This window comes from Curtobacterium sp. NPDC098951, assembly GCF_044759965.1.
GTDB lineage: Bacteria > Actinomycetota > Actinomycetes > Actinomycetales > Microbacteriaceae > Curtobacterium.
Map to the genome: position 1 here is coordinate 136,295 of NZ_JBIWAG010000005.1, position 22,840 is coordinate 159,134.

Here is a 22,840-nt window from a genome sequence, read left to right on the forward strand (position 1 = left end):
GGATGGACTACCCGAGGTCCGGTCGGTCGAACCGCGCACCCGCGGGGTTCGACTCGAGGACGCCGAAGACGATCGCCGCGATGTTCACGAAGATGCCGATCAGCCAGAACGGGCCGGCGAGGTTCGCGTCGTGGACCCGGCGCCAGCCGAGCGCGATGTTCGGGACGAGGGTGCCCAGCCACCAGATGCCGTACAGGCCGAGGAACACGAACGCGATCGGGGACGGCGCGGCGTCACCCGACGGGTTGCCGTAGGCGTCGACCCGTGTGCTGCTCACGAGGGAGCCGATCAGCACCGCGTAGAACCCGCCGAACAGGACGATCGTGACGATGGCGTTGGCGAGGATCCAGTACCAGAACTCGCTGCGGCTGGCCCGCCCGTCGAACCGGGCGTACTTCGCGAAGAAGCGCTTGAACGCGTCGAGGAACCCGATGCCGTACCAGGGGGCCCACAGCGGCGGGACGCCGTCGGGGCCGACCGGGACGTGCTGCTGCGGCTGGTAGGGCTGCTGTGCGTACGGCTGCTGGCCGGGCTGTGCGTACGGCTGCTGGTAGGGCTGCTGTGCGTACGGCTGCTGGCCGGGCTGGCCGTACGGCTGCTGGCCGGGCTGGCCGGAGGGCTGCTGGCCCTGCGGCTCGTGTCCGTCCGGGTTCTGCGGTGGGTACTGGTCACTCATGGGTCCCCCTGTGTGTCGGCTCGAGTACGGAAGAGAGTCAACCAGACCGACGCCCCGTCGTCCGTCCCCGTCGTCCGCCCCCGTCGGACGGCGAGGCGGCCCGCTCCTCGGGAGCGGGCCGCCTCGGGTCGAGCTGGAGCGCGGTGATCAGTACCCGGTCGTCGTGCCCATGTTCGCGGCGGCCGAGGCGAACACGATGATCGAGATGATGCCGAAGACGATCGACAGTGCGGAGATGATGACCCCGGCGAGCGCCAGGCCGCGGCCGCGCTCACCCGTCTTCTTGATCTGGGTCAGCGCGATGATGCTGACGACGAGCCCCGCGATGTTCACGACGAACGCGAGGATGAACCCGACGATCGCGAGGACGCTGTAGCGGTCGGAGGCCGGAGCGGGGGCGGACTGGTAGGGCTGTGCGTTGGTCATGTGGGATCCCCTCGGTGGTGTGACGTGCTGGACGCTGCCGGGCGCAGTGCCCAGCGCTCCCGACCATATCGATCGAGCGCGCCTCGGGTTACCGCGTGACGACCCCCGATCAGGGGACGCGCACGCTCGTCGCCGCCGCTCGGAGCCCGGACCGTGCCGACTCCGGGTGCTCAGCCGCGATCGGGTCGGTCGTACTGCTGCCCCTGCGGGACCGTGGCGAGCAGGCCCACGATGAGCGCGAACAGGACGCCGATCGGCGGGATGACGAAGAACAGGGCGAAGTACCCGCTGAGGTTCACGTCGTGCAGGCGGCGGACGGTCAGCGCGATGAACCCGATGAAGGTGGCGAGCGCCCAGAGCTGGACGAGGCGGTCGTCGGCGTTCGAGATGTACGGCAGCGCGTTGATGACGGAGCCCACGATGCCGATCGCCGCGTTGCCGATCACGTACCAGAGCGCCCAGAACCAGAACTCGCTCTTGCTGGCGCGTCCGTCGAACCGGACGTACTTCTTCCAGAAGCGCAGGAACGCCTGCGGGAACGGGATCCCGTACCAGGGTGCCCAGAGCGGCGGCGGCCCCTGCCGCTGCCCGTTCGGCGTGGGCGAGCCGTAGGGGTTCTGCCCACCGGACGGCTGCTGCCCGTACGGGTCCTGGCCGTACGGGCTCGGCCCACCGGACGGCTGCTGCCCGTACGGGCTCGGCCCGCCGGACGGCTGTTGGCCGTACGGGCTCGGCCCACCGGACGGTCGGCCGTACGGGTCCTGCGGCGGGTACTGGTCGCTCACGGTTCGTTCCTTCCGGTGGCCTGCTCGTGCAGAGCCGTGTCGATGCGCCTCGAGTCAAGCAGAGCCGGGGCACCGACGCGTCATCCCTGCGGACGACTCAACGGACCGCGGCGCCCCGCGGCACGTGGGCACCAGAGGGTCAGGGGACGAGTGCGAGCTTCCCGCCGGGGTGCTGCGACTCGAGCACCTCGGCGGCCTGCCGTGCTTCGGCGAGCGGGAACGTCCGCGCGACCGGGACGACCAGTTCCCCCGAGGCGGCGAGGTCGATCAACCGCTGGCGCACCGAGTCGCGGAACGCCTTGCTCTCCGGCTGGGCACCGCCGATCGCTCGGATGCCGTCCGACTCCGCCCGGCCGAACGCGGCGATCGTCACGATGCGCGAGCGGTCGGCGACGAGCGCGAGGGAGACGTCGACGGCCTCGTCGGTGCCGACGCAGTCGAGCGCGACGTCGACACGGTCGTCCGTGCCGTCGCCGACGAGCGCCCGGACGCGGTCCTCGAGCCCGTCCCCGTACGCGATCCACTCGCCACCGAAGTCCGCGACGGTGTCGGCGTTCCGCTCGGACGCCGTCCCGATCACGCGGGCGCCGAGGAGCCGGAGCTGCTGGAGCAGGCTGACCCCGACCGCGCCGGCGGCGCCGTGCACGAGGACGGTGTCGTTGCCGGTCGCACGGGTGACCCGGAGCATGTCGGCCGCGGTGGTGCCGGCGAGCAGCAGGTTCGCCGCTTCGGGGAACCCGAGCGACGCCGGCTTCGCGAACACGTCCCCGGCGGGCACCGTGATCCGTTCGGCCCACCCGCCGGCGACCCGGAACGCGAGGACCTCGTCGCCGACCGCTCCCCCACCCGAGGCGATCTCGGTGTCCGGTCCGACGGCGACGAGGACCCCAGCGACCTCGTAGCCGACGGGGACGGGCAGGTCCGACGGGTCGCCCTGCCGGGTGTGCTTGGTGTCCGCGGGGTTCATCCCGGCGGCACGGACGTCGATCGTCACCTCGCCCGGGCCGGGTGCCGGCACCTCGGTGTCGACGTACTCGAGGACTTCGCTGCCGCCGAACCGCGGTGCAACCCAGTGCTTCGTCATGCCCCCGACGCTACGCGCGCGGTGCCGGACGTCTTCGGGTCCGCAGGGTACGGGACCGCAGCACGAGGAGTGCGGAGCCGGCGACGAGGAGCGCTCCGGCGATCGTGAGCGGGATCGTCGGGTCGCTGCCGGTGAACGCCAGCTCGGCCGGGGACGTCCCCGAGCCACCGCCGCCCGAGCCGGCCGCGACCGGGACCGCCGGGGCGCTCGACGTCGGAGCCGTCGGGGTGGCCGACGGCGACGGGACCACCGCGGGTGCGCGGACGGTCAGGACGTACGTCTCGGTGTCGGCCGGAGCCGTGCCGTTGTCCGCCGTGATCGTCACGGTCGTGGTGCCGGGTGTCGTCGGGGTGCCGGAGATGACCCCGGTGGTGGGGTTGATGGTGAGTCCCGGCGGGAGCGTGCCACCGTCGGAGTACGTCGGCGCGGGGCTGCCGGTCGCGGTCACCGGGAACGAGTACGGCGTCCCGGCGGTCGCTGCGGTGGGCGTGCCCGAGGTGATGGTCGGCGCGACCGTCTCGGAGGGCGTCCCGGGGGCCGGGCAGCCGGTCGGCGCCGTGATGGTGTTCGTGTCGAGCGTGACCGCGGCGTTCCGTGCGAGGAGTCGGCCGACGACCGTCGCACCCGTGGTGGCCGTGACGGACTGGTCCGCGAGGACGGTGCCCTGGAACTGTGCGGCGCTGCCGATGGTGGCGGAGCTGCCGACCTGCCAGAAGACGTTGCAGGAACTGGCCCCGCCGGTGATGAGGATGCGCGTACCCGACCCGATCGTCAGCGTGGACGCGGCCTGGAACACCCAGACGGAGTCCGCGCTGCCCGCAAGCGTCAGTGTCCCGGTGTCGGCGAGTCGCAGCGCGTCGCCGGTGTACACGCCGGGCGACAGGCTCAGACCGTTCAGCTCGGTGATCCCGGTCTGGGTCGGGGTGAGCGACGCGGCCACGCCGTACGCCGTCGTCGTGTCGGCCTGCGCCTGGGTGGCCGCAGCATCGGTCTGGTGCACCGTGCCGTTCACGATGCCGTTCCCGGTGCCGCCGAAGCCGGTGATCGAGGTGCCCGGCGAGACGCCGAGGTCGCCCTGCACGGTCGTCGGCCCGGTGTTCGTGACGGTGGAGGCACCGAGGACCCCGTAGGTCGCTGCGGTGCCGAGGTTGATCGGACCGTCGATGACGGTCGCGGCCGATGCCGGTGCGGAGGACGCGAGCGCGAGCGCCGCCGCCAGTCCGATCCCGGTGCCGATGAGGGTGAGTGAGCGGACGATGGGCGTGCTGGCCATGACGGCCCCTGCCTGTTCAGGAGAGGTACCGCTCAGGTGCCGAAGGCGCCCGGCACTCGCCGTGCTGCGAGTCTGGCCCGTGTTCCTGCGCAGACCGACCCGGATTGCCAGGTTCGCCGGATCCGCGCGGTTCGGACACGCCCGGTACCGACCGTTCCGGCACCGCGCCCGACGGTAGCGTCGTCTGGTGCCCTCTCCCCACGAAGCCCTCGACCCCGACCGACGCCCGAGCGCGCGGCAGCGGGCCGCGGTGGTCGTCAACCCCTCGGCGGTCGACCTCGCCGCCCTCCGTTCGGCGGTCGCCACCGAACAGGGGTCGCTCGGGTGGGACGACACGGTGTGGTTCGAGACCGCTGCCGGCGACGACGGCCGCGCCGCCGCGCAGGAGGCGCGAGCCGGTGCGCCCGACGTCGTGCTGGTCGTCGGTGGCGACGGCACGCTCCGGGTGGCAGCCGAGGTCCTGCACGGATCCCGGATCCCGATCGCCCTGCTCCCGACGGGGACCGGCAACCTCTACGCGCGGAACCTCGGTATCCCGATCGGTGACGTGACGGCTGCGGTCCGGTCGGCGTTCCGTGGCGCGGACCGTCCCGTCGACGTCGCGTTCGCCGCGCTGACCTCAGCGGACGGGGACACCGCCGAGCACGCGTTCCTCGTGATGGCGGGCATCGGTCTCGATGCCCGGATGGCGGCCGAGACGAACGCCGGGCTGAAGAAGCGCTTCGGGTGGCTCGCCTACTCCGACCCGATCCTCCGGTCCGTCGTGGGCAACCGTCAGATCGACCTCCGGTACCGCCTCGACGGCGGCGAGGAGCACGGCATGCGCGCACACACGGTCATCGTCGGCAACTGCGGCACCCTCACCGCCGGCCTCCTGCTCCTGCCCGCTGCGGAACCGGACGACGGACTCCTCGACGCCGTGGCGTTCCGACCGCGTGGACGTGTCGGGTGGACCAAGATCGGCTACGGCCTCTCGCTCAACCGCTTCTTCCACCGCACGGGCTTCGGCCGCCTGCTCGCACGCTTCCTGCCGCGGTCGCGGACCCTCGGCTACACGACGGCGCGGCGACTCGACCTCGTGCTCGACGAGCCCGAGCAGCTGCAGTTGGACGGCGATCCGTTCGGCCTGGTGGCCGCCGCCAGCCTGCGCGTCGAGCACGGCGGTCTCGTGCTGCGGACGGCCTGACGCGGCGGTCCGACGCGGGTGCACGACGGACGGGAGGCGCGGTGCCAGCCGGCACCGCGCCTCCCGTCCGTCTCTCGGGGGCGTCGAGGACGCTAGGCGCGCGCGGACCGCACCCGGTCCGCGAACGCGGCGTGCAGCGGGTGCTGCGGGTCGAGCCCGGTGATCTCGGTCACGACGTCCGCGTCGCTCCGGTCCGAACGCAGCAGTGCCTGGAGTTCGACGCTCTGCTCGTCGTCCGGCACGTCGAAGCGCAGCGCGGCACCCATCGCGTCGAGCAGTGCCGTCGGCTCCGTGCCGTCCTCGGCGAGGGCGGCAGCGGGCGACACGAACCGCTCGTCCCGCGAGAGCTTCCGAAGCGGCTGCCGGCCGACCCGGGTCACGGTGTCGGGCAGGTGCGGGTTCTCGAAGCGGCCGATGATCGCCTGCACGTAGGCGCGGTGCACCTCTGGGTCGAGCTCGTGACGACGGACGAGCAGGTCGCTCGTCTCGGCGAGCACCGACTCGAGCTCGGAGCGGACCGCGGGGATCGCGATCGCGTCCGAGATCTTGTCCGCCCCCGCGAGGAAGCCGTGGTAGGCGACGGTGGCGTGCCCGGTGTTGACGGTGAAGAGCTTGCGCTCGATCGAGGCGGCGAGGCCGTCCACGTAGTGGGCACCCGGGATCTCGGGCTCGTCCCCGCCGAACGGCGTGCGGTCGATGGCCCACTCGTAGTAGGTCTCGACGGTGACGTCGAGGCCGGCACCGTCGGGCTGCGCCGGGACGATCCGGTCGACGGCGGTGTTCGCGAAGACGGCCTTGGCGAGCGCCTGGTCGCGCACGTCGGCCGGCAGCGCCTCGACGATGAACTCGCGCAGACGGTCGGTGGCGTTCAGGGCGTTCTCGCACGCCATCACCGCGATCGGGGCGGCGTCGGGGTCGCGCTGTTCGAGGGCCCGGGCGATGACCGGGGCGATGAACTTCAGCACGTTCGGGCCGACGGCGCACGTGACGACCGCGGCGGCGGCGATCTCGGCGACGACGCCGGCTTCGTCCTGGGCGCTGTTCAGCGCGCGGAAGTTCGTGACCTCGTGGTCACGCGCGTCGTGGCCGACCTCGTGCACGGTGTACGAGTCGGCAGCGGCGAGCGCGTCGATGAGCGGCGCGGCGACGTCGGCGAAGACGACCTCGTACCCGGCCTCGTGCAGCAGCAGTCCGACGAAGCCGCGGCCGATGTTGCCCGCGCCGAAGTGGACCGCGGTGGGGGTGCTCACTCGTTGACCTCGCCGAGGATCGACAGGATCGCGGCGGTGTCCGGCGCGTCGGTCAGCTTCTGGACCTCGTCCTCGTCGCTGAACACGATCGCGATCTTGGACAGGATGTCGAGGTGCTCGTTGTTGACGCCGGCGATGCCGACGACGAAGCGGACGGGGTTGCCGTCCCAGTCGATGGGCGTCGCGTAGCGGATGAACGACAGCGCCGAGGACTTGATGGCGTCCTTCGCGTCGTTCGTGCCGTGCGGGATGGCGAGGAAGTTCCCCATGTACGTCGAGACGCTCTTCTCGCGCTCGAGCATGGCCGGGTAGTAGTCCGCGGTGACCGCGCCTGCAGCCTCGAGGATCTCGGCCGCCTCCTTCATCGCCTCCGACTTCGTCGGTGCGGTGTCCTCGGTGTGGATCCGGATCTGGCTCTCCTGCAGGACGGGCATCGGGGTTCTCCTTGCTTCGTGACGTGGCGTCGTGGACGTGTGGAGGGGACGGGCCGTGGCCCGTCCCCTCCGATACTGCACTGCGTTACTGGTTCTTGAGCTGGTCGACGACCTGGTCGTACTGCGGCGCGTTCATGAAGTTGCCGACGGACACGTGCTGTGCCCCCGGGTTCTTCTGCTTCGCGCGGTCGGTCAGCTCCTCCTGCGTGATGATGAGGTCCTCCGTGCCGTCGAGGTTCGCGATCGCCTTGTTGACGACCGTGACGCCCTCGATGCCGGCCTTCTTCACCTTGTTGCGGAGGACGCTCGCGCCCATCGCGCTCGAGCCCATGCCGGCGTCGCAGGCGAACACGACGTTCTGCACGCGGGTGGCCGTCGCGGTCGATGCGGAACCGACGCCGCCGAGCGAGGCCTCGGCCTCTTCGTCGTTGGCGGGGGCGTTGTTGCCGAGCAGGCCGGAGGTCGCGGCGTTGACGTCGCGGCCCTTGTTGGCCTGGAGCTTCGCCATCGCGGCGCTCATGTCGCCGCCGCCGTTCGCGAGGTCACGCTTGCGGGTGGCCAGCAGGAAGAACGAGGCCACGGCGAAGGACACCGCTGCCGAGAGGATCACCGACAGGATGACGCCGACGAAGCTGTCCTTCGCGGTCGAGCCGATCACGGCGAAGATCGACCCGGGGGACGCCGGGGCGACGAGGCCGGAGTGGAACGCCACGTTGGTCGCGACACCGGTCGCACCACCGAGGATGACGGCGATGAACAGCACCGGCTTCTGCAGCACGTACGGGAAGTAGATCTCGTGGATGCCGCCGAGGAACTGGATGATGATCGCGCCGGGAGCGGTCGAGCGGGCGATGCCGACGCCGAAGAAGGTGAAGGCGAGCAGGATGCCGAGACCGGGGCCGGGGTTCGCCTCGAGCAGGAAGAGGATGCTCTTGCCCGACTCCTTCACCTGGGCGGCACCGAGCTGGTCGAGCACACCGTGGTTGATGGCGTTGTTGAGGAAGAACACCTTCGCCGGCTCGATGATCACGCTGGCGAGCGGGAGCAGCGAGTGGTTGATGAGGAACTCCACCGCCGCGCCGAGGCCGTTCGCGATGGCCTTGAAGACCGGCGCGAGCCAGAAGAACCCGATCATGGCGAGCACGAAGCCGAGGATGCCGGCCGCGTAGTTGTTCACGAGCATCTCGAAGCCCGGGCGGATCTTGCCGTCCCAGATCTTGTCGATCTGCTTGATGATGTACGCGCCGAGCGGGCCGCAGATCATCGCGCCGAGGATCATCACGGTGCCGTTGGCGCCGAGGATGACACCCATCGCGAAGATCGAACCGACGACGGCGCCGCGGGTCTCGTAGACCATCCGGCCACCCTGGATCGCGATCGCGAGCGGGATGAGGTACGTCAGGATCGGGCCGACGACGCCGGGGTTGGCGACGCCGTTCGTCTCACCGAAGCCACCGAGGATCCCGACGGGGGTCCAGCCGGTCTCGATGAAGAAGGCCGTGATGATGCCCCACGCGATGAAGATCGCGATGTTGGGCATGACCATGCCGGAGAGGAACGTGCCGAACTTCTGAACGGCGACGCGTGCGCCGCCCCGCGACTTCGCGGGAGCGTCGGGCGCTGCAACGGACGACGTTGTCATGTGCGGTGACTTTCTGTGAGGTGCTGCTGCTGCGTGTGGAGGGAAGGTGGTGCTGGGGTCGGATCAGGCGGCGTGCGCCGCGGCCGCGGCGGACTTCGCAGCCGCCGCCGTCGACGCGGCGAGTGCCGCCTGGGCCATCTCGCGGGCCTCGGCGAGGGTGTACTTGCCGAGTTCGGCACGCACGTCGGCGAGGGCCGCGGGGGTCATGGAGAGGGTCGTGGCGCCGAGTCCGACGAGCACGACGGCGAGCAGCGGGTCGGCTGCCGCCTCGCCACAGATCCCGACGGCCTTGCCCGCGTGCTGTCCGGCGGTGCCGAGCTGCGCGACGAGTCGGAGGACGGCGGGGTGCCACGGGTCCTGGTAGGACGCGACGGTGCCGAGCATGCGGTCGGCGGCCATCGTGTACTGGGTCAGGTCGTTCGTGCCGATCGACACGAAGTCGGCGGAGGTGAACACCTGGTCGGCCATGAGCGCGAGCGAGGGGACCTCGGCCATGACGCCGGCGGTCCGGATGCCGAGCTCGCGAGCCAGGTCGACGAAGTACTCGGTCTCCTCGGCGTCGGCGACCATCGGCGCCATCACCCAGAGGTCGGCCTCGGTCTCGGCGTCGGCCTGGGCGAGGGCGGTGAGCTGGTCGCGGAGCACCTCGGGGTGGTTCCGGAGCGCGCGGAGTCCGCGACGACCGAGGGCCGGGTTCTCCTCGTCCTTGTCGGTGAGGAACGGCAGCGGCTTGTCGGCACCCGCGTCGAGCGCCCGGACGACGACCTTCTTGCCCGGGAACGCCTCGAGCAGCTGCTTGTAGGAGCCCTTCTGCTCGTCGACGGTCGGCGCCTTCGGCGAGTCGAGGAAGAGGAACTCGGTGCGGAAGAGCCCCACGCCCTCCGCACCGAGAGCAACGGCACCCGCGGCGTCGGCCGGGCTGCCGAGGTTCGCGAGCAGCGGGACGGTGTGTCCGTCGGCGAGCGCACCGGCGGTCAGGGGCGCTGCGGCCGCGGCGAGGCGGTCGGCGATGCGCTGTTCGACGTCGGCCACGAGCTCGGCGGAGGGGTCCGTGACCACGGTGCCGGCCGCGGCGTCGACGACGACCTCGAGCCCGTCGGCCAGGTCGTCGGCACCGGTGACGCCGACGATGGCGGTGATGCCCTTGGCGCGGGCGAGGATCGCGGTGTGCGAGGTCGGGCCGCCGTCGCGCGTGACGAGGGCGAGGACCTTCTCGAGGTCGAGGAGCGCGGTGTCGGCGGGCGCGAGGTCGCGGGCGACGAGCACGAAGGGGGTGTCGGACTCCGGCACGCCCGGTGCGGCGACGCCGCGGAGCTTGGCGACGATGCGCTGGGCGACGTCGTCGAGGTCGGCCGCGCGCTCCCCCATGTAGCCGCCCATCGACACGAGCAGGTCGCGGAACTGGCCGAACGCCTCGAAGACGGCGCGCTCGGCGTTGGTGCCGCCGTCGATGCGGGCGTGGACGTCGTCGAGGAGCGTCGGGTCCTGCGCCATGAGCGCCTGCGCCTCGAGCACGGCCTGAGCGTCGCCGCCGGCGAGCTGCCCGCGCTTGTTGAGGTCGTCCGCCACCGCTGCCAGCGCCGAGGCCACCGCCTGCTTCGCGTCGTCCGCGGAACCCGTCAGCGCGTCCTTCGACGGTTCGCCGAGCGGGTCCGCCATGCGGAGCACGGGGCCGTGGGCGACGCCGCGGCCGACGCCGGTGCCGAGCAGTTCGGACATTCGAGACTCCTTCATCTCACGCGCGCTTGCGGTGGGGTGGTTCGTTCGGTGCGCACGACCGGAGACGGGACCCCGCCGGTGCGGCTGTGCAGCACCATACCCCGATCCACGTTGACAAACAAACACATCCGGGGATAAAAATGCAGAAACAGATGCCCGTTTGCGTCTGGTGGCTGAACCGTTCCGGTCATGGTCGCCGAGGACGTGCCCGGTCGTGTCCGTTCCGTTCCGACTCCACCGTTCCGAGACGACGAGGCCCCGATGTACGCACCAGAGCGCCACCAGCGCATCGTCGAGCAGGCGCGGGCGCAGGGTCGGGTCGACGTGAAGGACCTCGCCGAGCTGCTCGAGGTCACGCCGGAGACGATCCGCCGCGATCTGACCTCGCTCGAGCGGCGCGGGCTGGTCCGTCGCGCGCACGGCGGCGCGATCCCCGTCGAGCGCATCACCCTGCACCCGGGCGTGGGCGACCGCGGCGGCATCAACCAGGCCGAGAAGATGGTCATCGCCGAGGCTGCGATCGGGGAGCTGCCCGAGAACGGCTCGATCATGATCGATGCCGGCACCTCGACCATCTGCCTCGCCGAGCTGCTCCCGAACGACCGCGGCCTCACGGTCGTGACCCACTCCCTGCCGGTGGCGATGGCCGTCGCGAACCGGCCGGGCATCGACCTGCACCTGCTCGGCGGCAACATCCGGAGCGACTCGCTCGCCGGCGTCGGGACCTGGACGCACCAGCTGATCGGGATGGTGAGCGTCGACGTCGCGTTCATCAGCATCAACGGCATCACCCCGGAACGCGGCCTGACGACGCACAACATGGCCGAGGCCGCCGTGAAGTCCGCGATGATCAAGTCCGCCCGCCGGAGCATCCTGCTCGCCGACCACACCAAGTTCGGCCGCGAGGAGTTCGGTCGTGTCGCCCCGCTCGCCGCGATCGACACGATCATCACCGACCCCGGCGTGAACGCCGACCTCGTCCGCGAGGTCGAGGCCGCCGGCACCGAGGTCTTCTGGCCGGGCCGCGACTGACCTCGGTCAGGCGCACCGGAACCGCCCACCCCGCGCTCGCTACCATGAGCCAACCACCCATCGACAGGAGTACATCGATGTCCGAAGCCACCCGCACCGTCACCGTCGCCAGCGCGTCGGGGCTGCACGCCCGCCCCGCCTCCCTCTTCGTCCAGACCGTGACCGCGTCCGGCCACCAGGTCACCATCGCGAAGGGCGACAAGTCCGGCAACGCGGGCAGCATCCTCGCGCTCCTCGGCCTCGGCATCGAGAACGGCGACGAGGTCACCCTGACGGTCTCGGGCGACGACGCCGAGACGACCGCGGACAGCCTGGTCGAGTTCCTGAAGACGGACCACGACGCGGCCTGATCGCGCGGGGCGCGTCCCGGACGCGACCACGAGACGGACGGGAGGCGCGGTGCCGGCTGGCACCGCGCCTCCCGTCCGTCGTCCGGTCGCCCCTACTGCCCCAGTGTCGGGATCGGGCGCAGCTCGCCCCAGGCGAAGGCACTCTCGGCGATGAAGTCCTGCAGGTCATCGGCGATCTTCAGGAGCATCTCCTGCTCGCCTTCCTGGAGCCACAGCCAGGAATCGCCGTCGTCGCCGGCGATCGACCACGCGAGGACCATGCCCTCGTCGGCAACGTCTGTCTCGACCACGCGGCGGAGTCGTTCGAGCCCGTCGGTGTAGACCCAGAACTCGGCTCCGCGGAACTCGTCCGGACGCAGCATCTGCTCGGCCACGGGTCGGAACGCGGCGAGCACCTCGCCCACGGTCATCACGACGGTCACGGCGCGAGCCTACGACCGGCGCGTCCGTGTCGGCACCCGCCGATAGGGTGTTGTGCATGACACGCCTGCGCCTCGCATCCGTCAACGTGAACGGCATCCGTGCCGCGTTCCGGAAGGGGATGGGCGACTGGCTCGCCACCCGCGACGTCGACGTGCTCGCCCTGCAGGAGGTCCGTGCGTCGAGCGACGACCTCGCCGGGCTCCTCGGCGACGAGTGGGACATCGTGCACGACCCCGCCACGGCGAAGGGCCGCGCGGGCGTCGCGATCGCCTCGCGCCACAGCGCCCACGTGCACCGCGTCGCGCTCGGCGCCGACGACTTCGACTCGGCCGGGCGCTGGCTCGAGGCGGACTACGAGATCGGCGGCACCACGGTGACGGTCGTGTCGACGTACGTCCACTCGGGCGAGGTGGACACCCCGAAGCAGGACGAGAAGTGGAAGTTCCTCGACGCGATGACCGAGCGGCTGCCGGAGCTCCGCGCACACAACCCGCTCGCGGTCGTCGTCGGCGACCTCAACGTCGGGCACGACCAGCGGGACATCAAGAACTGGAAGGGCAACGTCAAGCGCGCCGGCTTCCTGCCCCGTGAGCGTGCCTACTTCTCGCGGTTCTTCGGCGAGCAGGGGGCCGAGGTCGAGGGTGCCGACGGCTCGACCGGTCCGGGCCTCGGGTGGGTCGACGTGGGCCGCGCCCAGGCCGGCGACGTCGAGGGCCCGTACACGTGGTGGTCGTGGCGCGGCCAGGCCTTCGACAACGACACGGGCTGGCGCATCGACTACCAGGTGGCGACCCCGGAGCTCGCCGCGAAGGTCACGCAGTACACGGTCGACCGCGCTGCCGCGTACGACCAGCGATGGTCCGACCACGCCCCCGTGGTCGTCGACTACGAACTCTGACCCGCTCCCCCACACGCTCCAGCACAGGACAGCACCATGACCAAGACGCGCATCTTCTCGGGCATCCAGCCCTCGGCCGGCTCCCTCCACCTCGGCAACTACATCGGCGCGCTCATGCAGTGGCGGACGCTGCTCGACGACCACGACGCGATCTACTGCGTCGTCGACATGCACGCCATCACCTCGCCGCAAGACCCGGCCGAGCTCCGCGCGAACACGCGGGCGACGGCCGCGCAGTACATCGCCTCGGGCATCGACCCGACGAAGGCGACGCTGTTCGTGCAGTCGCACGTGCCGGCGCACGCCGAGCTCGCCTGGGTCCTGAACACCCTGACCGGCTTCGGTGAGGCGAGCCGGATGACCCAGTTCAAGGACAAGTCCGCCCGGCAGGGTGCCGAGGCCGCGTCGGTCGGCCTCTTCACGTACCCGATCCTGATGGCGGCGGACATCCTGCTCTACGACACGAAGATCGTGCCGGTCGGCGACGACCAGCGACAGCACGTCGAGCTCACGCGTGACCTCGCGGGGCGCTTCAACTCGCGGTTCGGCGACACGTTCGTCGTGCCGGAGGCCCGGATCCTCACCGAAACGGCGCGGATCTACGACCTGCAGGACCCGACGAGCAAGATGAGCAAGTCGGCCGCGTCCGACAACGGCCTCATCCGACTGCTCGACGACCCGAAGCGCACCGCGAAGAAGATCCGCTCGGCGGTCACCGACACCGAGCGCGAGATCCGGGCCGACCGGCAGGCGAAGCCCGGTGTCACGAACCTGCTGTCGATCCTGTCGGCGTTCACCGGCACCGCGGTCGCCGACCTCGAGACGTCGTTCCAGGGCAAGGGCTACGGTGACCTCAAGGGCGAGGTCGCCGACGCCGTCGTCGCCGAGCTCGAACCGGTGCGCGCCCGCACGCTCGAGCTGCTCGACGACCCGGCCGAACTCGACCGACTGCTCGCGATCGGGGCGGACCGCGCTGAGTCGATCGCGTCCGAGACCCTCGCGCGGGTCTACGAGCGCATCGGCTTCGTGCCGCGCACCCGGCGCTGACCGTGCGCCCCGTCACGCTGTCGTCCGCCCGGGTGCACCTCGACGTGCCCACCCGGGCGGACGCTGCGGCGATCACCGAGGCCTGTCAGGACCCGGACATCGTGCGCTGGACGACGATCCCGACGCCGTACACCGCTCGGGACGCCGCCACCTTCGTCGACGCGCTCGTCGGCCCGGGGTGGGCGTCCGACCGGGAGTACACGTGGGCGATCCGCCGGACCGGGTCCACCTGGCTCGAGGGGATCATCGGGTACCGCACCGCCCGACGCGACCTCGGCTTCTGGCTCGCACCGTCGGCCCGCGGCACCGGACTCATGCACGACGCGGTCGGCCTCGTGGTCGACTGGGCCTTCGCCGAGGGCGCCCCGGACGTCTACTGGGAGTGCTACGTCGGCAACACCGCCTCGGCTGCCGTCGCCCGCGCCGCGGGGTTCTCGTACACGGGCACCGGCGACGCGCTCGTGCCCGGACGCCAGGGCGCGCCGACCGCGGCGTGGAAGGGGCTGCGCCGCGCCGACGGGACGCCGGCGTCCGACCTCCCCTGGCCCATCGACCCGGACGGGGGACAGTGTGATGACGCGTCACCGACCGATCGCCGCTAGTCTCGGAACGTGACCGCGACACCCGCTCCGCCGGACCCGTCGGCATCCCCGGCGGCGCACTCCTCGGCGTCCCCGGCCGAGGTGCGTGCCATGCGCCGAGCCCTCGAGCTCGCGGCACTCGGCCCCGCGGTCGGCGACCACGTCCGCGTCGGCGCCGTCATCCTCTCGCCCGCGGGCGACGTCCTCGCCGAGGGGTGGCACAAGGGCGCCGGCACCCCGCACGCCGAGGTGGACGCACTGTCCAGGGTCGACCCGGCACACCTCGTCGGTGCGACCGCCGTCGTGACCCTCGAACCCTGCAACCACACCGGTCGCACCGGGCCCTGCGCCGTCGCGCTGCTCGAGGCCGGGATCGGCCGCGTCGTGTACGCCGTCGACGACCCCGGTCCGGCAGCGCGCGGCGGCGCCGACCGCCTCCGTGCCGGCGGCGTCGACGTCCTGTCCGGTGTCCTCGCGGCCGAGGTCGAGGAGTTCCTCGAACGCTGGCTCCTGTCGGTGCGTCTCGGCCGCCCGTGGGTGACCGTCAAGTGGGCGTCGAGCCTCGACGGCCGGGCCGCCGCGGCCGACGGTACGAGCCGCTGGATCACCGGGGCCGCCGCACGCCAGCACGTCCACGAACAGCGGGCAGCGCACGACGCGATCCTCGTCGGCACCGGCACCGTCCTCGCCGACGACCCGAGCCTGACCGCCCGGGGCGACGCGGGCGAACTGCTCGCCGACCAGCCGGTCCCGGTCGTGTTCGGCGACCGCCCGGTCCCCCCGGATGCCGCCGTCCGCCGCCACCCGCGGGCACTCGTGACGATGCCCGGCCACGACCTCGCCGCCTCGCTCGGCGCCCTCCGCGCGCACGGGGTCCACTCGGTGTTCGTCGAGGGCGGTCCGACCGTCGCGTCGGCGCTCATCGCGGCGGGCCTCGTCGACGAGTACCTCGTCTACCTCGCGCCCGTGCTGCTCGGCGGCCCGCGTGTCGCCCTCGACGACGTCGGTGTGGGAAGCATCGGCGAGCGTCGCAGGTTGGACGTACTATCGACCACCAGCCTCGGCCCCGACCTGCTGGTCCGAGCCCGACCCCACCGCGCATCCCGCCCGGCGACGGCCGAGCCCGGGATCGCGGGGCCCCAGAACGACCGGAGCACCCCATGACCGATGCACTCACCTCCCCCACCCCCGGGAGCCCGGTCCAGTACGAGGTCTCGACGAACGTGCCCACAACGCACGGGACGTTCGAGATGCGCGCCTACCGCGATCTCGTGACCAGTGCGGAACACGTCGCCATCATCGCCACCGACCCCGCAGGCGCGAAGCCGGTCGACGGCGCGCTCGTGCGCGTGCACTCCGAGTGCCTGACGGGCGAGGCGTTCGGTTCGCTCAAGTGCGAGTGCGGCCCGCAGCTCGACGCCGCACTCGACACGATCGCCGCCGAGGGTGGCGTCGTGATCTACCTGCGCGGGCAGGAGGGGCGCGGCATCGGGCTCATCAACAAGCTCAAGGCATACCGCCTGCAGGAGGACGGCCTCGACACGCTCGACGCCAACCTCGCGCTCGGCCTCCCCGCCGACTCCCGGGCGTACGGCGGTGCCGCCGGCATCCTCGCCGACCTCGGCATCACGAGTGTCCGGCTCCTGTCGAACAACCCCGAGAAGCGCCGCCAGCTCGAGGAGCACGGGATCACCGTGGAAGGACTCGTGCCGCTCGTGGTGGGCATCTCCGCGCAGAACGCCGGCTACCTCGACACGAAGCGCGACCGCATGGGACACCAGCTCCCCGCGCACCTCGAGGCGGGCAGCCCGCTCGCCTGAGGCGCGTCCGGCCCGCACTCGGGTGCTCCTGGGTGGATTCGCAGGTGCACGACATCTGTCGTACGATGGGGGCTTCCGTCACAAGCGGTCCCACCACCTCGAACCGAACGCACCCGATCGGTGTCCGCGCCACCCTGCGCGAACCGACCGGTGTCCGCCGTCCGGAACACCGCTGCGCTCCTCACGAGCGTCATCCTCGGAGTCCACTCACCCCATGTCCGCCGCACCGGCACCCGCAGCCCCGAAGACCGCAGGCAACCCGCGCTCCCGCGTCGTGATCGCCAGCCTCGTCGGCACCTCCATCGAGTTCTACGACTTCTACGTCTACGCCACCGCCGCGGTCCTCGTCTTCCCGACCCTCTTCTTCCCGAACGAGGACCCGACGGCCTCGCAGCTGTCCTCGTTCGTGACGTTCGCCCTCGCGTTCTTCGCCCGTCCGATCGGCTCGATCATCTTCGGCCACTTCGGTGACCGCGTCGGCCGCAAGGCGACCCTCGTGGCCTCCCTGCTGGTGATGGGCACCGCCACCTTCCTGATCGGCTGCCTGCCGACGTTCGCCTCGATCGGCATCTGGGCACCGGTCCTGCTCGCCGTGATGCGCTTCGCCCAGGGCGTCGGCCTCGGTGGCGAGTGGTCGGGCGCGGCACTGCTCGCGACCGAGAACGCCCCGAAGGGCAAGCGCGGCGTGTTCGGCTCGATGCCGCAGCTCGGCGCGCCGATCGGCTTCCTGCTCGCCAACGGCCTGTTCATCGCGATCAACGCGGCGATGCCGGCCGGCGCGGACGGCACCCCGAACCCGGAGTTCCAGGCCTGGGGCTGGCGGATCCCGTTCCTGCTCTCCGCCGTCCTCGTCATCGTGGGCCTCTACGTGCGGTTCAAGCTCGTCGAGTCGACGGTGTTCCGGGGCGTCCAGGAGTCCGGTTCGGTCGCGAAGATCCCGCTCGGCCGGGTCTTCCGCACCTCGTGGCGCGCGGTCATCGTCGGCACCTTCGGCATGGTCGCGACCTACGTCCTCTTCTACTTCATGACGACCTTCACCCTGTCCTACGGCACCACGGGCGCCGAGGCCGGGCCGCTCGTCCCGAAGATCGGCCTGGGCTACTCCCGCGGCGAGTTCCTCACCCTGCTCATGATCGGCGTGGTGTTCTTCGGCATCTTCACGCCGGTCGCCGGCTTCCTCGCCGACCGGTTCGGCCGTCGCCGCACCCTCATCCCGACGACGATCGGCATCGCGCTGTTCGGCCTGACGTTCCAGCTCTGGTTCGCCGCGTCCACCGGTCCGATCACGGTGGTGACGTTCCTCATCGTCGGGCTGTCGCTGATGGGCCTGACGTTCGGTCCGATGGGCGCCCTGCTGCCGGAGCTCTTCCCGACGAACGTCCGGTACACCGGCTCGGCGATCGCCTACAACGTCGCGTCGATCCTCGGCGCGTCGCTCGCGCCGACCATCGCCCTGGCACTCTGGCAGCCGGACGGGGACATTTTCCTCGTCGGCCTGTACCTCACGATCGCCGCGGTGGTGACGCTCGTCGCCCTCCTGTTCGTGCGTGAGACGAAGAGCGCGGCGCTCGACGCGGCGGACGCCGCGGGCGAACCGGACGCGGCACCGGTCGACGCGCGCGCCTGACGCGACCACCTCCGCAGACGGGAGGCGCGGTGCCAGCTGGCACCGCGCCTCCCGTCCGTCTGTGCTCCGGCCCGGCGGGCGCGGACTCGGAGCGACGATGTCGCTGTCGTACGACGTCGACGGTGTCGCACGTTGCGGACGCGCACGCTCGTGCGCGCTGTGGAACGACATCACCGACGTCGCACGACGTCGGTGATGTCGTTCCGGGTCGGCCCGCCATCGACCCGCGCCACCGACCGGCGCGTCAACCCAGATTGACACGGTCGGCGCGTCAATGTAGGTTGACGTCCGTGGACCGACCGACAATCACGAGCCTCGCCGCCGGCGCCGCCGGGGACGACCCGTTCTCGGCCCTGGCCAGTGTGCGCGAGCTCCGCCGTGAGCTCGACCGGACCGAGGAACTCGCTGCCCGACGAGCCCGGAACGCCGGCGCCTCGTGGCAGGAGATCGCGACGCTGCTCGGCGTCAGCCGACAGGCAGTGCACAAGAAGTACGGCAGAAACTAGGAACACGATGAGCCTCCCCTTCGCGCGACCCAAGAAGTCCGACGGTCCCCGCGCCACCTTCGGCCGCCTGCTGAGCTACCTGTTCGAGAACAAGCCCGCGATGGTCGTGATCATCGTGCTGAGCGTGCTCGGTGCCGGTGCCTCGCTCGCGCAGCCGCTCCTGGTCAACCAGGTCGTCACCGCCGTGCAGCGCGGCAACACGCTCAGCACCCTCGTGTGGCTCCTGGTCGTGCTCGTGGTCGTGTCCGGGCTCCTCAACGGCGTGCAGCACTTCCTGCTCCAGCGCGCGGGCGAGGGCGTCGTGCTCTCCACCCGCCGCAAGCTCATCGCGCGCATCCTCAACCTGCCCATCTCGGAGTTCGACACCCGGCGGACCGGCGACCTCGTCTCGCGGGTCGGCAGCGACACGACCCTGCTGCGCGCCGTGCTCACGCAGGGGCTCATCGAGTCGATCGGCGGGGCGCTGACGTTCCTCGGCGCGATCATCGCGATGGCGATCATCGACCCCCTGCTCCTCGGCATCACGGTGGTCATCGTGCTCGTCGCGATCGTCGTCGTCGGTGGCCTGAGCCGTCGCATCCGGATCGCGTCGAAGCGTGCGCAGGAGAAGGTCGGCGACCTCACCGCGGCGGTCGAGCGCGGCATCGGCGCCGTCCGGACCATCCGTGCCGCCGGCGCCACCGAGCGCGAGGTCGACGAGGTCGACGGCCACGCGACCGAGGCCTACCGTCGCGGCCTCGACATCGCGAAGATGTCCGCGTTCGTCGTCCCGGTCGCGAGCATCGTCATGCAGGTGGCGTTCATCGCCGTCCTCGGCGTCGGCGGCGCACAGGTCGCCGCGGGCACGATCACGATCGCGACCCTGATCACCTTCATCCTGCTGCTGTTCATGATGATCATGCCGCTCGGGCAGGCCATGGGCGCGGCCGTCGCCGTCGCGCAGGCACTCGGCGCCCTCGGTCGCATCGAGGAGATCCTGCACCTGCCGACCGAGGCGCAGGACGACCAGGCGGTGCGCGTCGCCGCCGCCGTCGAGAGCGACGACGCGATCGCCTTCGAACACGTGTCGTTCCGGTACGCGCGCGCCGCTCAGGCGTCGGGCGCCGACGGCGCCGCACCCGCCGTCGGTCCCGGAGGCGCGGATCGCCCCGCCGACGACAGCCCCGTCGACGACGTGGTGCTCCACGACGTGTCCTTCCGGGTGCCGCGCGGGTCGCGCGTCGCGCTCGTCGGGCCGTCCGGCGCCGGAAAGTCGACCACGCTCGCCCTCATCGAGCGGTTCTACGACCCGACCGACGGCGTGATCCGACTCGGCGGCGTCGACGTGCGCGGGCTCGACCGCGCCGAGCTCCGTGCACAGATCGGGTACGTCGAGCAGGACGCGCCCGTGCTCGCCGGCACGATCCGCGCGAACCTGCTGCTCGGCTCACCGGACGCCACCGAGGACGACTGCGTCCGGGTGCTCGAGGCGGTCAACCTCGGCGAGGTGCTGCACCGCGACCCCCGCGGCCTCGACGCCCAGGTCGGCGAGGACGGCGTGATGCTCTCCGGCGGCGAGCGGCAGCGACTCGCGATCGCCCGGGCGCTCCTCGCCGCTCCCCCGATCCTGCTGCTCGACGAGTCGACCTCGTCGCTCGACGGCGTCAACGAGCAGAAGATGCGCCTCGCGATCGACGCCGTCGCCGAGGACCGCACGCTGCTCGTCATCGCGCACCGGCTGTCGACGGTCGTCGACTCCGACGTGATCGTCGTACTCGAGCACGGCCGGGTCGTCGGCGTCGGCACCCACTCCGAGCTCGTCGAGTCCACGCCGCTCTACCGCGACCTCGCCAAGCACCAGCTGCTCGTCTGAGTCGGTCCGCGGCGGCCTGGGCCGCGGCCGCGGCCGCGACCGAGGCCGGGGTCGTGCGGCTCAGGCGGCGTGCGGGTCGGTCCCGGTGGTCAGAGGACCGCTCCCCCGGGGTTCGCGAGCCCCTCGTCCATGTCGCTGTGGTCGACGTGCCCGCCGGCCTCCCGGACCTCGTCGAGCGCCCGGGCGCTCCGGTCGTCGTCCACACCGACGACCAGGTCGTCGTACACCGCGACGTCGAACCCGGCAGCACGGGCGTCGAGCGCCGTCGCCCGGACGCAGTGGTCGGTGGCGATGCCGACGACGTCGACGGTGACGACCCGGTGCTCGGCGAGGACCTCGGGCAACCCGACACCGTCCTCGGTGCGCGCCTGGAACGCCGAGTAGTCCGGCGTCCCCTCCCCCTTGAGGACGTGGACGTCGATCACCGTGGTGTCGAGCCGTGGGTGGTACTCGGCCCCCGGCGTCCCGGCGACGCAGTGCACCGGCCAGGTCGTCTCGTAGTCCGGGCCCTCGGGACCGGCGAAGTGCCCGCCGTTGTCGTCGTCGCCGTGGTGCCAGTCACGGGACCCCACGATGAGGTCGTACTCGTCGGCGTGCCGGCCGAGGAAGGCGGTGATGCGCCGCGCGAGGTCGTCCCCGCCGGTCACCCCGAGCGCACCGCCCTCGGTGAAGTCGTTCTGGACGTCGACGACGAGGAGTGCCCTGGACATGTGCCCATCCAACACCCGCGGGCTCAGGACCCGGTGAGCCGGCTCCCGCACGAGTACGTCGCCGCGGTCACCGCGTCGAGCGCCGGCAGCGCCGCCGCCCGTGACGACCCGATGGCGTAGAACGCGAAGGTCAGACGGGTGCCGTCGGCGGCGTCGATGTAGCCGCCGAGCGTGTTCGCGCTGTCGATCCAGCCGGTCTTCGCGTGCACCTTGCCGCGGGCGACGGCGTTCGCGCCGGTGAAGCGGCTCGCCAGCGTGCCCGACTGCCCCGACACGGGCAGGGCGTTCGCGAGCGTCCCCAGTCCCTTCGCGCCGGCCCCCACCTGCACCATGAGGTGGGCGACGAAGTTCGGCGACACGGCGTTCGCGGCGCTCTCCCCCGAGCCGTCCTTGATGACGATGCCGGACGGGTCGACGCCGTACGTCCCCAGCGCCGCCTGGTACACGGACGTCAGCGACGCGGCGGACCCGTTCGCGCCGGACTCCTTCGACGAGATCCGCGCGAGCATCTCGGCCAGCGTGTTGTCCGAGTTCGGGATCATCTGACCGATGAGCGTCGACACCGGCTGCGACGAGACCGTGGCGATCGTGTCCGAGCTGGTCGTCGCGCGCTGCACGACCTGCGCGTTCGCGGCACCGGCGACCCCGGCGTTCGCGAGGGCCGTCTTGAACAGCGCCCCGGCACGGCCGATGGGGTCCGTGGAGCGCGGCGAGGTCTGGGCCCCGGGGTTCGCCCGGTCCCCGTCGACCATGAGCGCGGTGACCTCGGGCTGGTACCCGATCGTCCGTTCGCTGACGGGCCACGTCGGGTCCCAGGCGTCGGCGGCGCTCCAGTAGGTGCCGTCCGCGACGATCGTCGTGACCGGGGTGCTGCCGAGCTTCGCCTTGACCTGCTGGGCGAGCTGCGCGAGCGTCGGCGCCCCCGGGTAGACCGTGGCACCGCCGGCGGACAGGGTCGCGTCGCCGTGGCCGACGAGGGCGATCGCGCCGCCGGACTCCCTCGTCACGGTGGTCGGGATGCGGTGGTCGCCCCCGAGGACGGCCAGGGCGGTCGCCGTGGTCAGGGTCTTCATGACGCTGCCCGTCTGCGCGGCCTTGTCACCGTTCCGGGAGAACAGCACCTCGCCCGTCTTCGCGTTCATCACGTACCCCTCGAACGCGCCGAGGCCGCTCGCCGAGGCGGCGGACGTGATGGTGCAGGTCCGGAGTGCGGACGGACCGGCGGCGTCGTCCGGCACCGTCCGGCCGCTCGGCGTCGGTGTCGGGGTGGGTGCGGTCGTCGTCGGCGTGGCGCTGCTCGACGTCGACGGTGTCGCCGTCGCGGCCGTCGTGGTCTCGGGCGTCGGCATGGTCGCCGCCGCCACGGCCACGGCGCCGCCGGAACCGAGCACGAGCACGGTCGCGAGGCCGCCCGCGATCCACGGGACCGGGCGTCGTGCGAACGAGGCGCGGACGGCGGTGCGCGCGGCGCGGAGGCGATCCGCGACGCCGCGCGGTGAGGGCTGCTGCTCGGACATCG

Annotated in this window: 22 protein-coding genes and 1 pseudogene; 11 read left to right on the top strand and 12 right to left on the bottom strand. The window is 71.7% G+C overall.

Annotation, left to right across the window (positions count from 1 at the left end):
• Window positions 1-7: 7 nt before the first annotated feature.
• The 5 genes from ACIQUC_RS14615 to ACIQUC_RS14635 form a co-directional block, all read right to left on the bottom strand.
• Entirely contained in the window at window positions 8-676 is a 669-nt protein-coding gene (locus ACIQUC_RS14615; protein ID WP_402268282.1) for a DUF805 domain-containing protein, read from the bottom strand.
• A 147-nt stretch (window positions 677-823) separates the two neighbouring features.
• Window positions 824-1,102: a DUF4190 domain-containing protein gene (locus tag ACIQUC_RS14620; RefSeq protein ID WP_022907489.1), complete on the bottom strand. Its 279-nt coding sequence runs from the start codon at window positions 1,100-1,102 to the stop codon at window positions 824-826.
• A 170-nt stretch (window positions 1,103-1,272) separates the two neighbouring features.
• Window positions 1,273-1,887 (bottom strand): DUF805 domain-containing protein, encoded by a 615-nt coding sequence (locus ACIQUC_RS14625; RefSeq protein ID WP_402268285.1) that lies wholly within the window; start codon window positions 1,885-1,887, stop codon window positions 1,273-1,275.
• A 139-nt stretch (window positions 1,888-2,026) separates the two neighbouring features.
• Window positions 2,027-2,971, bottom strand: coding sequence for a zinc-binding alcohol dehydrogenase family protein (locus ACIQUC_RS14630; protein WP_402268288.1), 945 nt, complete (start codon window positions 2,969-2,971; stop codon window positions 2,027-2,029).
• A gap of 10 nt (window positions 2,972-2,981) precedes the next feature.
• Window positions 2,982-4,244: an ice-binding family protein gene (locus ACIQUC_RS14635; RefSeq protein WP_402268290.1), complete on the bottom strand. Its 1,263-nt coding sequence runs from the start codon at window positions 4,242-4,244 to the stop codon at window positions 2,982-2,984.
• A gap of 187 nt (window positions 4,245-4,431) precedes the next feature.
• Here ACIQUC_RS14635 and ACIQUC_RS14640 point away from each other — a divergent pair, with 187 nt between their 5' ends.
• Window positions 4,432-5,430: a diacylglycerol/lipid kinase family protein gene (locus ACIQUC_RS14640; protein ID WP_402268293.1), complete on the top strand. Its 999-nt coding sequence runs from the start codon at window positions 4,432-4,434 to the stop codon at window positions 5,428-5,430.
• Between the two features lie 92 nt (window positions 5,431-5,522).
• On the opposite strand, the gene ACIQUC_RS14645 is transcribed toward ACIQUC_RS14640, so the two are convergent.
• The 4 genes from ACIQUC_RS14645 to ptsP all read right to left on the bottom strand — a co-directional run bounded on the left by ACIQUC_RS14645 (window position 5,523) and on the right by ptsP (window position 10,475).
• On the bottom strand, window positions 5,523-6,680 hold the full coding sequence (locus ACIQUC_RS14645) for a mannitol-1-phosphate 5-dehydrogenase (protein WP_402268296.1): 1,158 nt from the start codon (window positions 6,678-6,680) through the stop codon (window positions 5,523-5,525).
• Window positions 6,677-7,114, bottom strand: coding sequence for a PTS sugar transporter subunit IIA (locus ACIQUC_RS14650; protein WP_022907882.1), 438 nt, complete (start codon window positions 7,112-7,114; stop codon window positions 6,677-6,679). The genes ACIQUC_RS14645 and ACIQUC_RS14650 overlap by 4 nt, the downstream gene beginning before the upstream one ends.
• A gap of 85 nt (window positions 7,115-7,199) precedes the next feature.
• Window positions 7,200-8,756, bottom strand: a complete 1,557-nt coding sequence (locus ACIQUC_RS14655; protein ID WP_402268299.1) for a PTS mannitol transporter subunit IICB — start codon at window positions 8,754-8,756, stop codon at window positions 7,200-7,202.
• Window positions 8,757-8,819: 63 nt separating this feature from the next.
• On the bottom strand, window positions 8,820-10,475 hold the full coding sequence (gene ptsP, locus ACIQUC_RS14660; RefSeq protein ID WP_402268302.1) for a phosphoenolpyruvate--protein phosphotransferase: 1,656 nt from the start codon (window positions 10,473-10,475) through the stop codon (window positions 8,820-8,822).
• Between the two features lie 261 nt (window positions 10,476-10,736).
• Between ptsP and ACIQUC_RS14665 the strand changes: the two genes are divergently transcribed.
• Together ACIQUC_RS14665 and ACIQUC_RS14670 are read left to right on the top strand one after the other, a co-directional pair.
• Window positions 10,737-11,507: a DeoR/GlpR family DNA-binding transcription regulator gene (locus tag ACIQUC_RS14665; protein ID WP_402268305.1), complete on the top strand. Its 771-nt coding sequence runs from the start codon at window positions 10,737-10,739 to the stop codon at window positions 11,505-11,507.
• A gap of 77 nt (window positions 11,508-11,584) precedes the next feature.
• Window positions 11,585-11,857, top strand: a complete 273-nt coding sequence (locus ACIQUC_RS14670) for an HPr family phosphocarrier protein (RefSeq protein ID WP_022905912.1) — start codon at window positions 11,585-11,587, stop codon at window positions 11,855-11,857.
• Window positions 11,858-11,949: 92 nt separating this feature from the next.
• Here the strand turns inward: ACIQUC_RS14670 and ACIQUC_RS14675 are convergent, their stop codons facing one another.
• A complete protein-coding gene (locus tag ACIQUC_RS14675) occupies window positions 11,950-12,279 on the bottom strand; it encodes a hypothetical protein (RefSeq protein WP_402268308.1) in 330 nt (109 codons plus the stop codon).
• Between the two features lie 56 nt (window positions 12,280-12,335).
• Here ACIQUC_RS14675 and ACIQUC_RS14680 point away from each other — a divergent pair, with 56 nt between their 5' ends.
• The 8 genes and pseudogenes from ACIQUC_RS14680 to ACIQUC_RS14715 all read left to right on the top strand — a co-directional run bounded on the left by ACIQUC_RS14680 (window position 12,336) and on the right by ACIQUC_RS14715 (window position 20,611).
• Window positions 12,336-13,178, top strand: a complete 843-nt coding sequence (locus tag ACIQUC_RS14680; protein WP_022905914.1) for an exodeoxyribonuclease III — start codon at window positions 12,336-12,338, stop codon at window positions 13,176-13,178.
• 36 nt (window positions 13,179-13,214) lie between these two features.
• The gene (trpS, locus tag ACIQUC_RS14685; protein ID WP_402268311.1) at window positions 13,215-14,225 is read left to right on the top strand and encodes a tryptophan--tRNA ligase; all 1,011 of its coding nucleotides are present in this window, start codon (window positions 13,215-13,217) and stop codon (window positions 14,223-14,225) included.
• Window positions 14,226-14,227: 2 nt separating this feature from the next.
• Window positions 14,228-14,827 carry a GNAT family N-acetyltransferase gene (locus tag ACIQUC_RS14690; protein ID WP_402268314.1) on the top strand — a complete coding sequence of 200 codons (600 nt, stop codon included), beginning with the start codon at window positions 14,228-14,230 and terminating at the stop codon, window positions 14,825-14,827.
• A gap of 90 nt (window positions 14,828-14,917) precedes the next feature.
• Window positions 14,918-15,970, top strand: a complete 1,053-nt coding sequence (gene ribD / locus ACIQUC_RS14695) for a bifunctional diaminohydroxyphosphoribosylaminopyrimidine deaminase/5-amino-6-(5-phosphoribosylamino)uracil reductase RibD (RefSeq protein WP_022907342.1) — start codon at window positions 14,918-14,920, stop codon at window positions 15,968-15,970.
• An 11-nt stretch (window positions 15,971-15,981) separates the two neighbouring features.
• A pseudogene (gene ribA, locus ACIQUC_RS14700) lies at window positions 15,982-16,626 on the top strand (GTP cyclohydrolase II); the annotation flags it as partial.
• Between the two features lie 214 nt (window positions 16,627-16,840).
• Window positions 16,841-18,253 (top strand): MFS transporter, encoded by a 1,413-nt coding sequence (locus ACIQUC_RS14705; RefSeq protein ID WP_402268317.1) that lies wholly within the window; start codon window positions 16,841-16,843, stop codon window positions 18,251-18,253.
• 290 nt (window positions 18,254-18,543) lie between these two features.
• A complete protein-coding gene (locus tag ACIQUC_RS14710; RefSeq protein WP_022907338.1) occupies window positions 18,544-18,759 on the top strand; it encodes a hypothetical protein in 216 nt (71 codons plus the stop codon).
• Window positions 18,760-18,766: 7 nt separating this feature from the next.
• On the top strand, window positions 18,767-20,611 hold the full coding sequence (locus ACIQUC_RS14715) for an ABC transporter ATP-binding protein (protein WP_402268321.1): 1,845 nt from the start codon (window positions 18,767-18,769) through the stop codon (window positions 20,609-20,611).
• A gap of 89 nt (window positions 20,612-20,700) precedes the next feature.
• Here the strand turns inward: ACIQUC_RS14715 and ACIQUC_RS14720 are convergent, their stop codons facing one another.
• Both ACIQUC_RS14720 and dacB read right to left on the bottom strand, forming a co-directional pair.
• On the bottom strand, window positions 20,701-21,321 hold the full coding sequence (locus tag ACIQUC_RS14720; protein WP_402268324.1) for an isochorismatase family protein: 621 nt from the start codon (window positions 21,319-21,321) through the stop codon (window positions 20,701-20,703).
• A gap of 23 nt (window positions 21,322-21,344) precedes the next feature.
• Window positions 21,345-22,838, bottom strand: a complete 1,494-nt coding sequence (dacB, locus tag ACIQUC_RS14725; RefSeq protein ID WP_402268327.1) for a D-alanyl-D-alanine carboxypeptidase/D-alanyl-D-alanine-endopeptidase — start codon at window positions 22,836-22,838, stop codon at window positions 21,345-21,347.
• Between the last annotated feature and the right edge of the window lie 2 nt (window positions 22,839-22,840).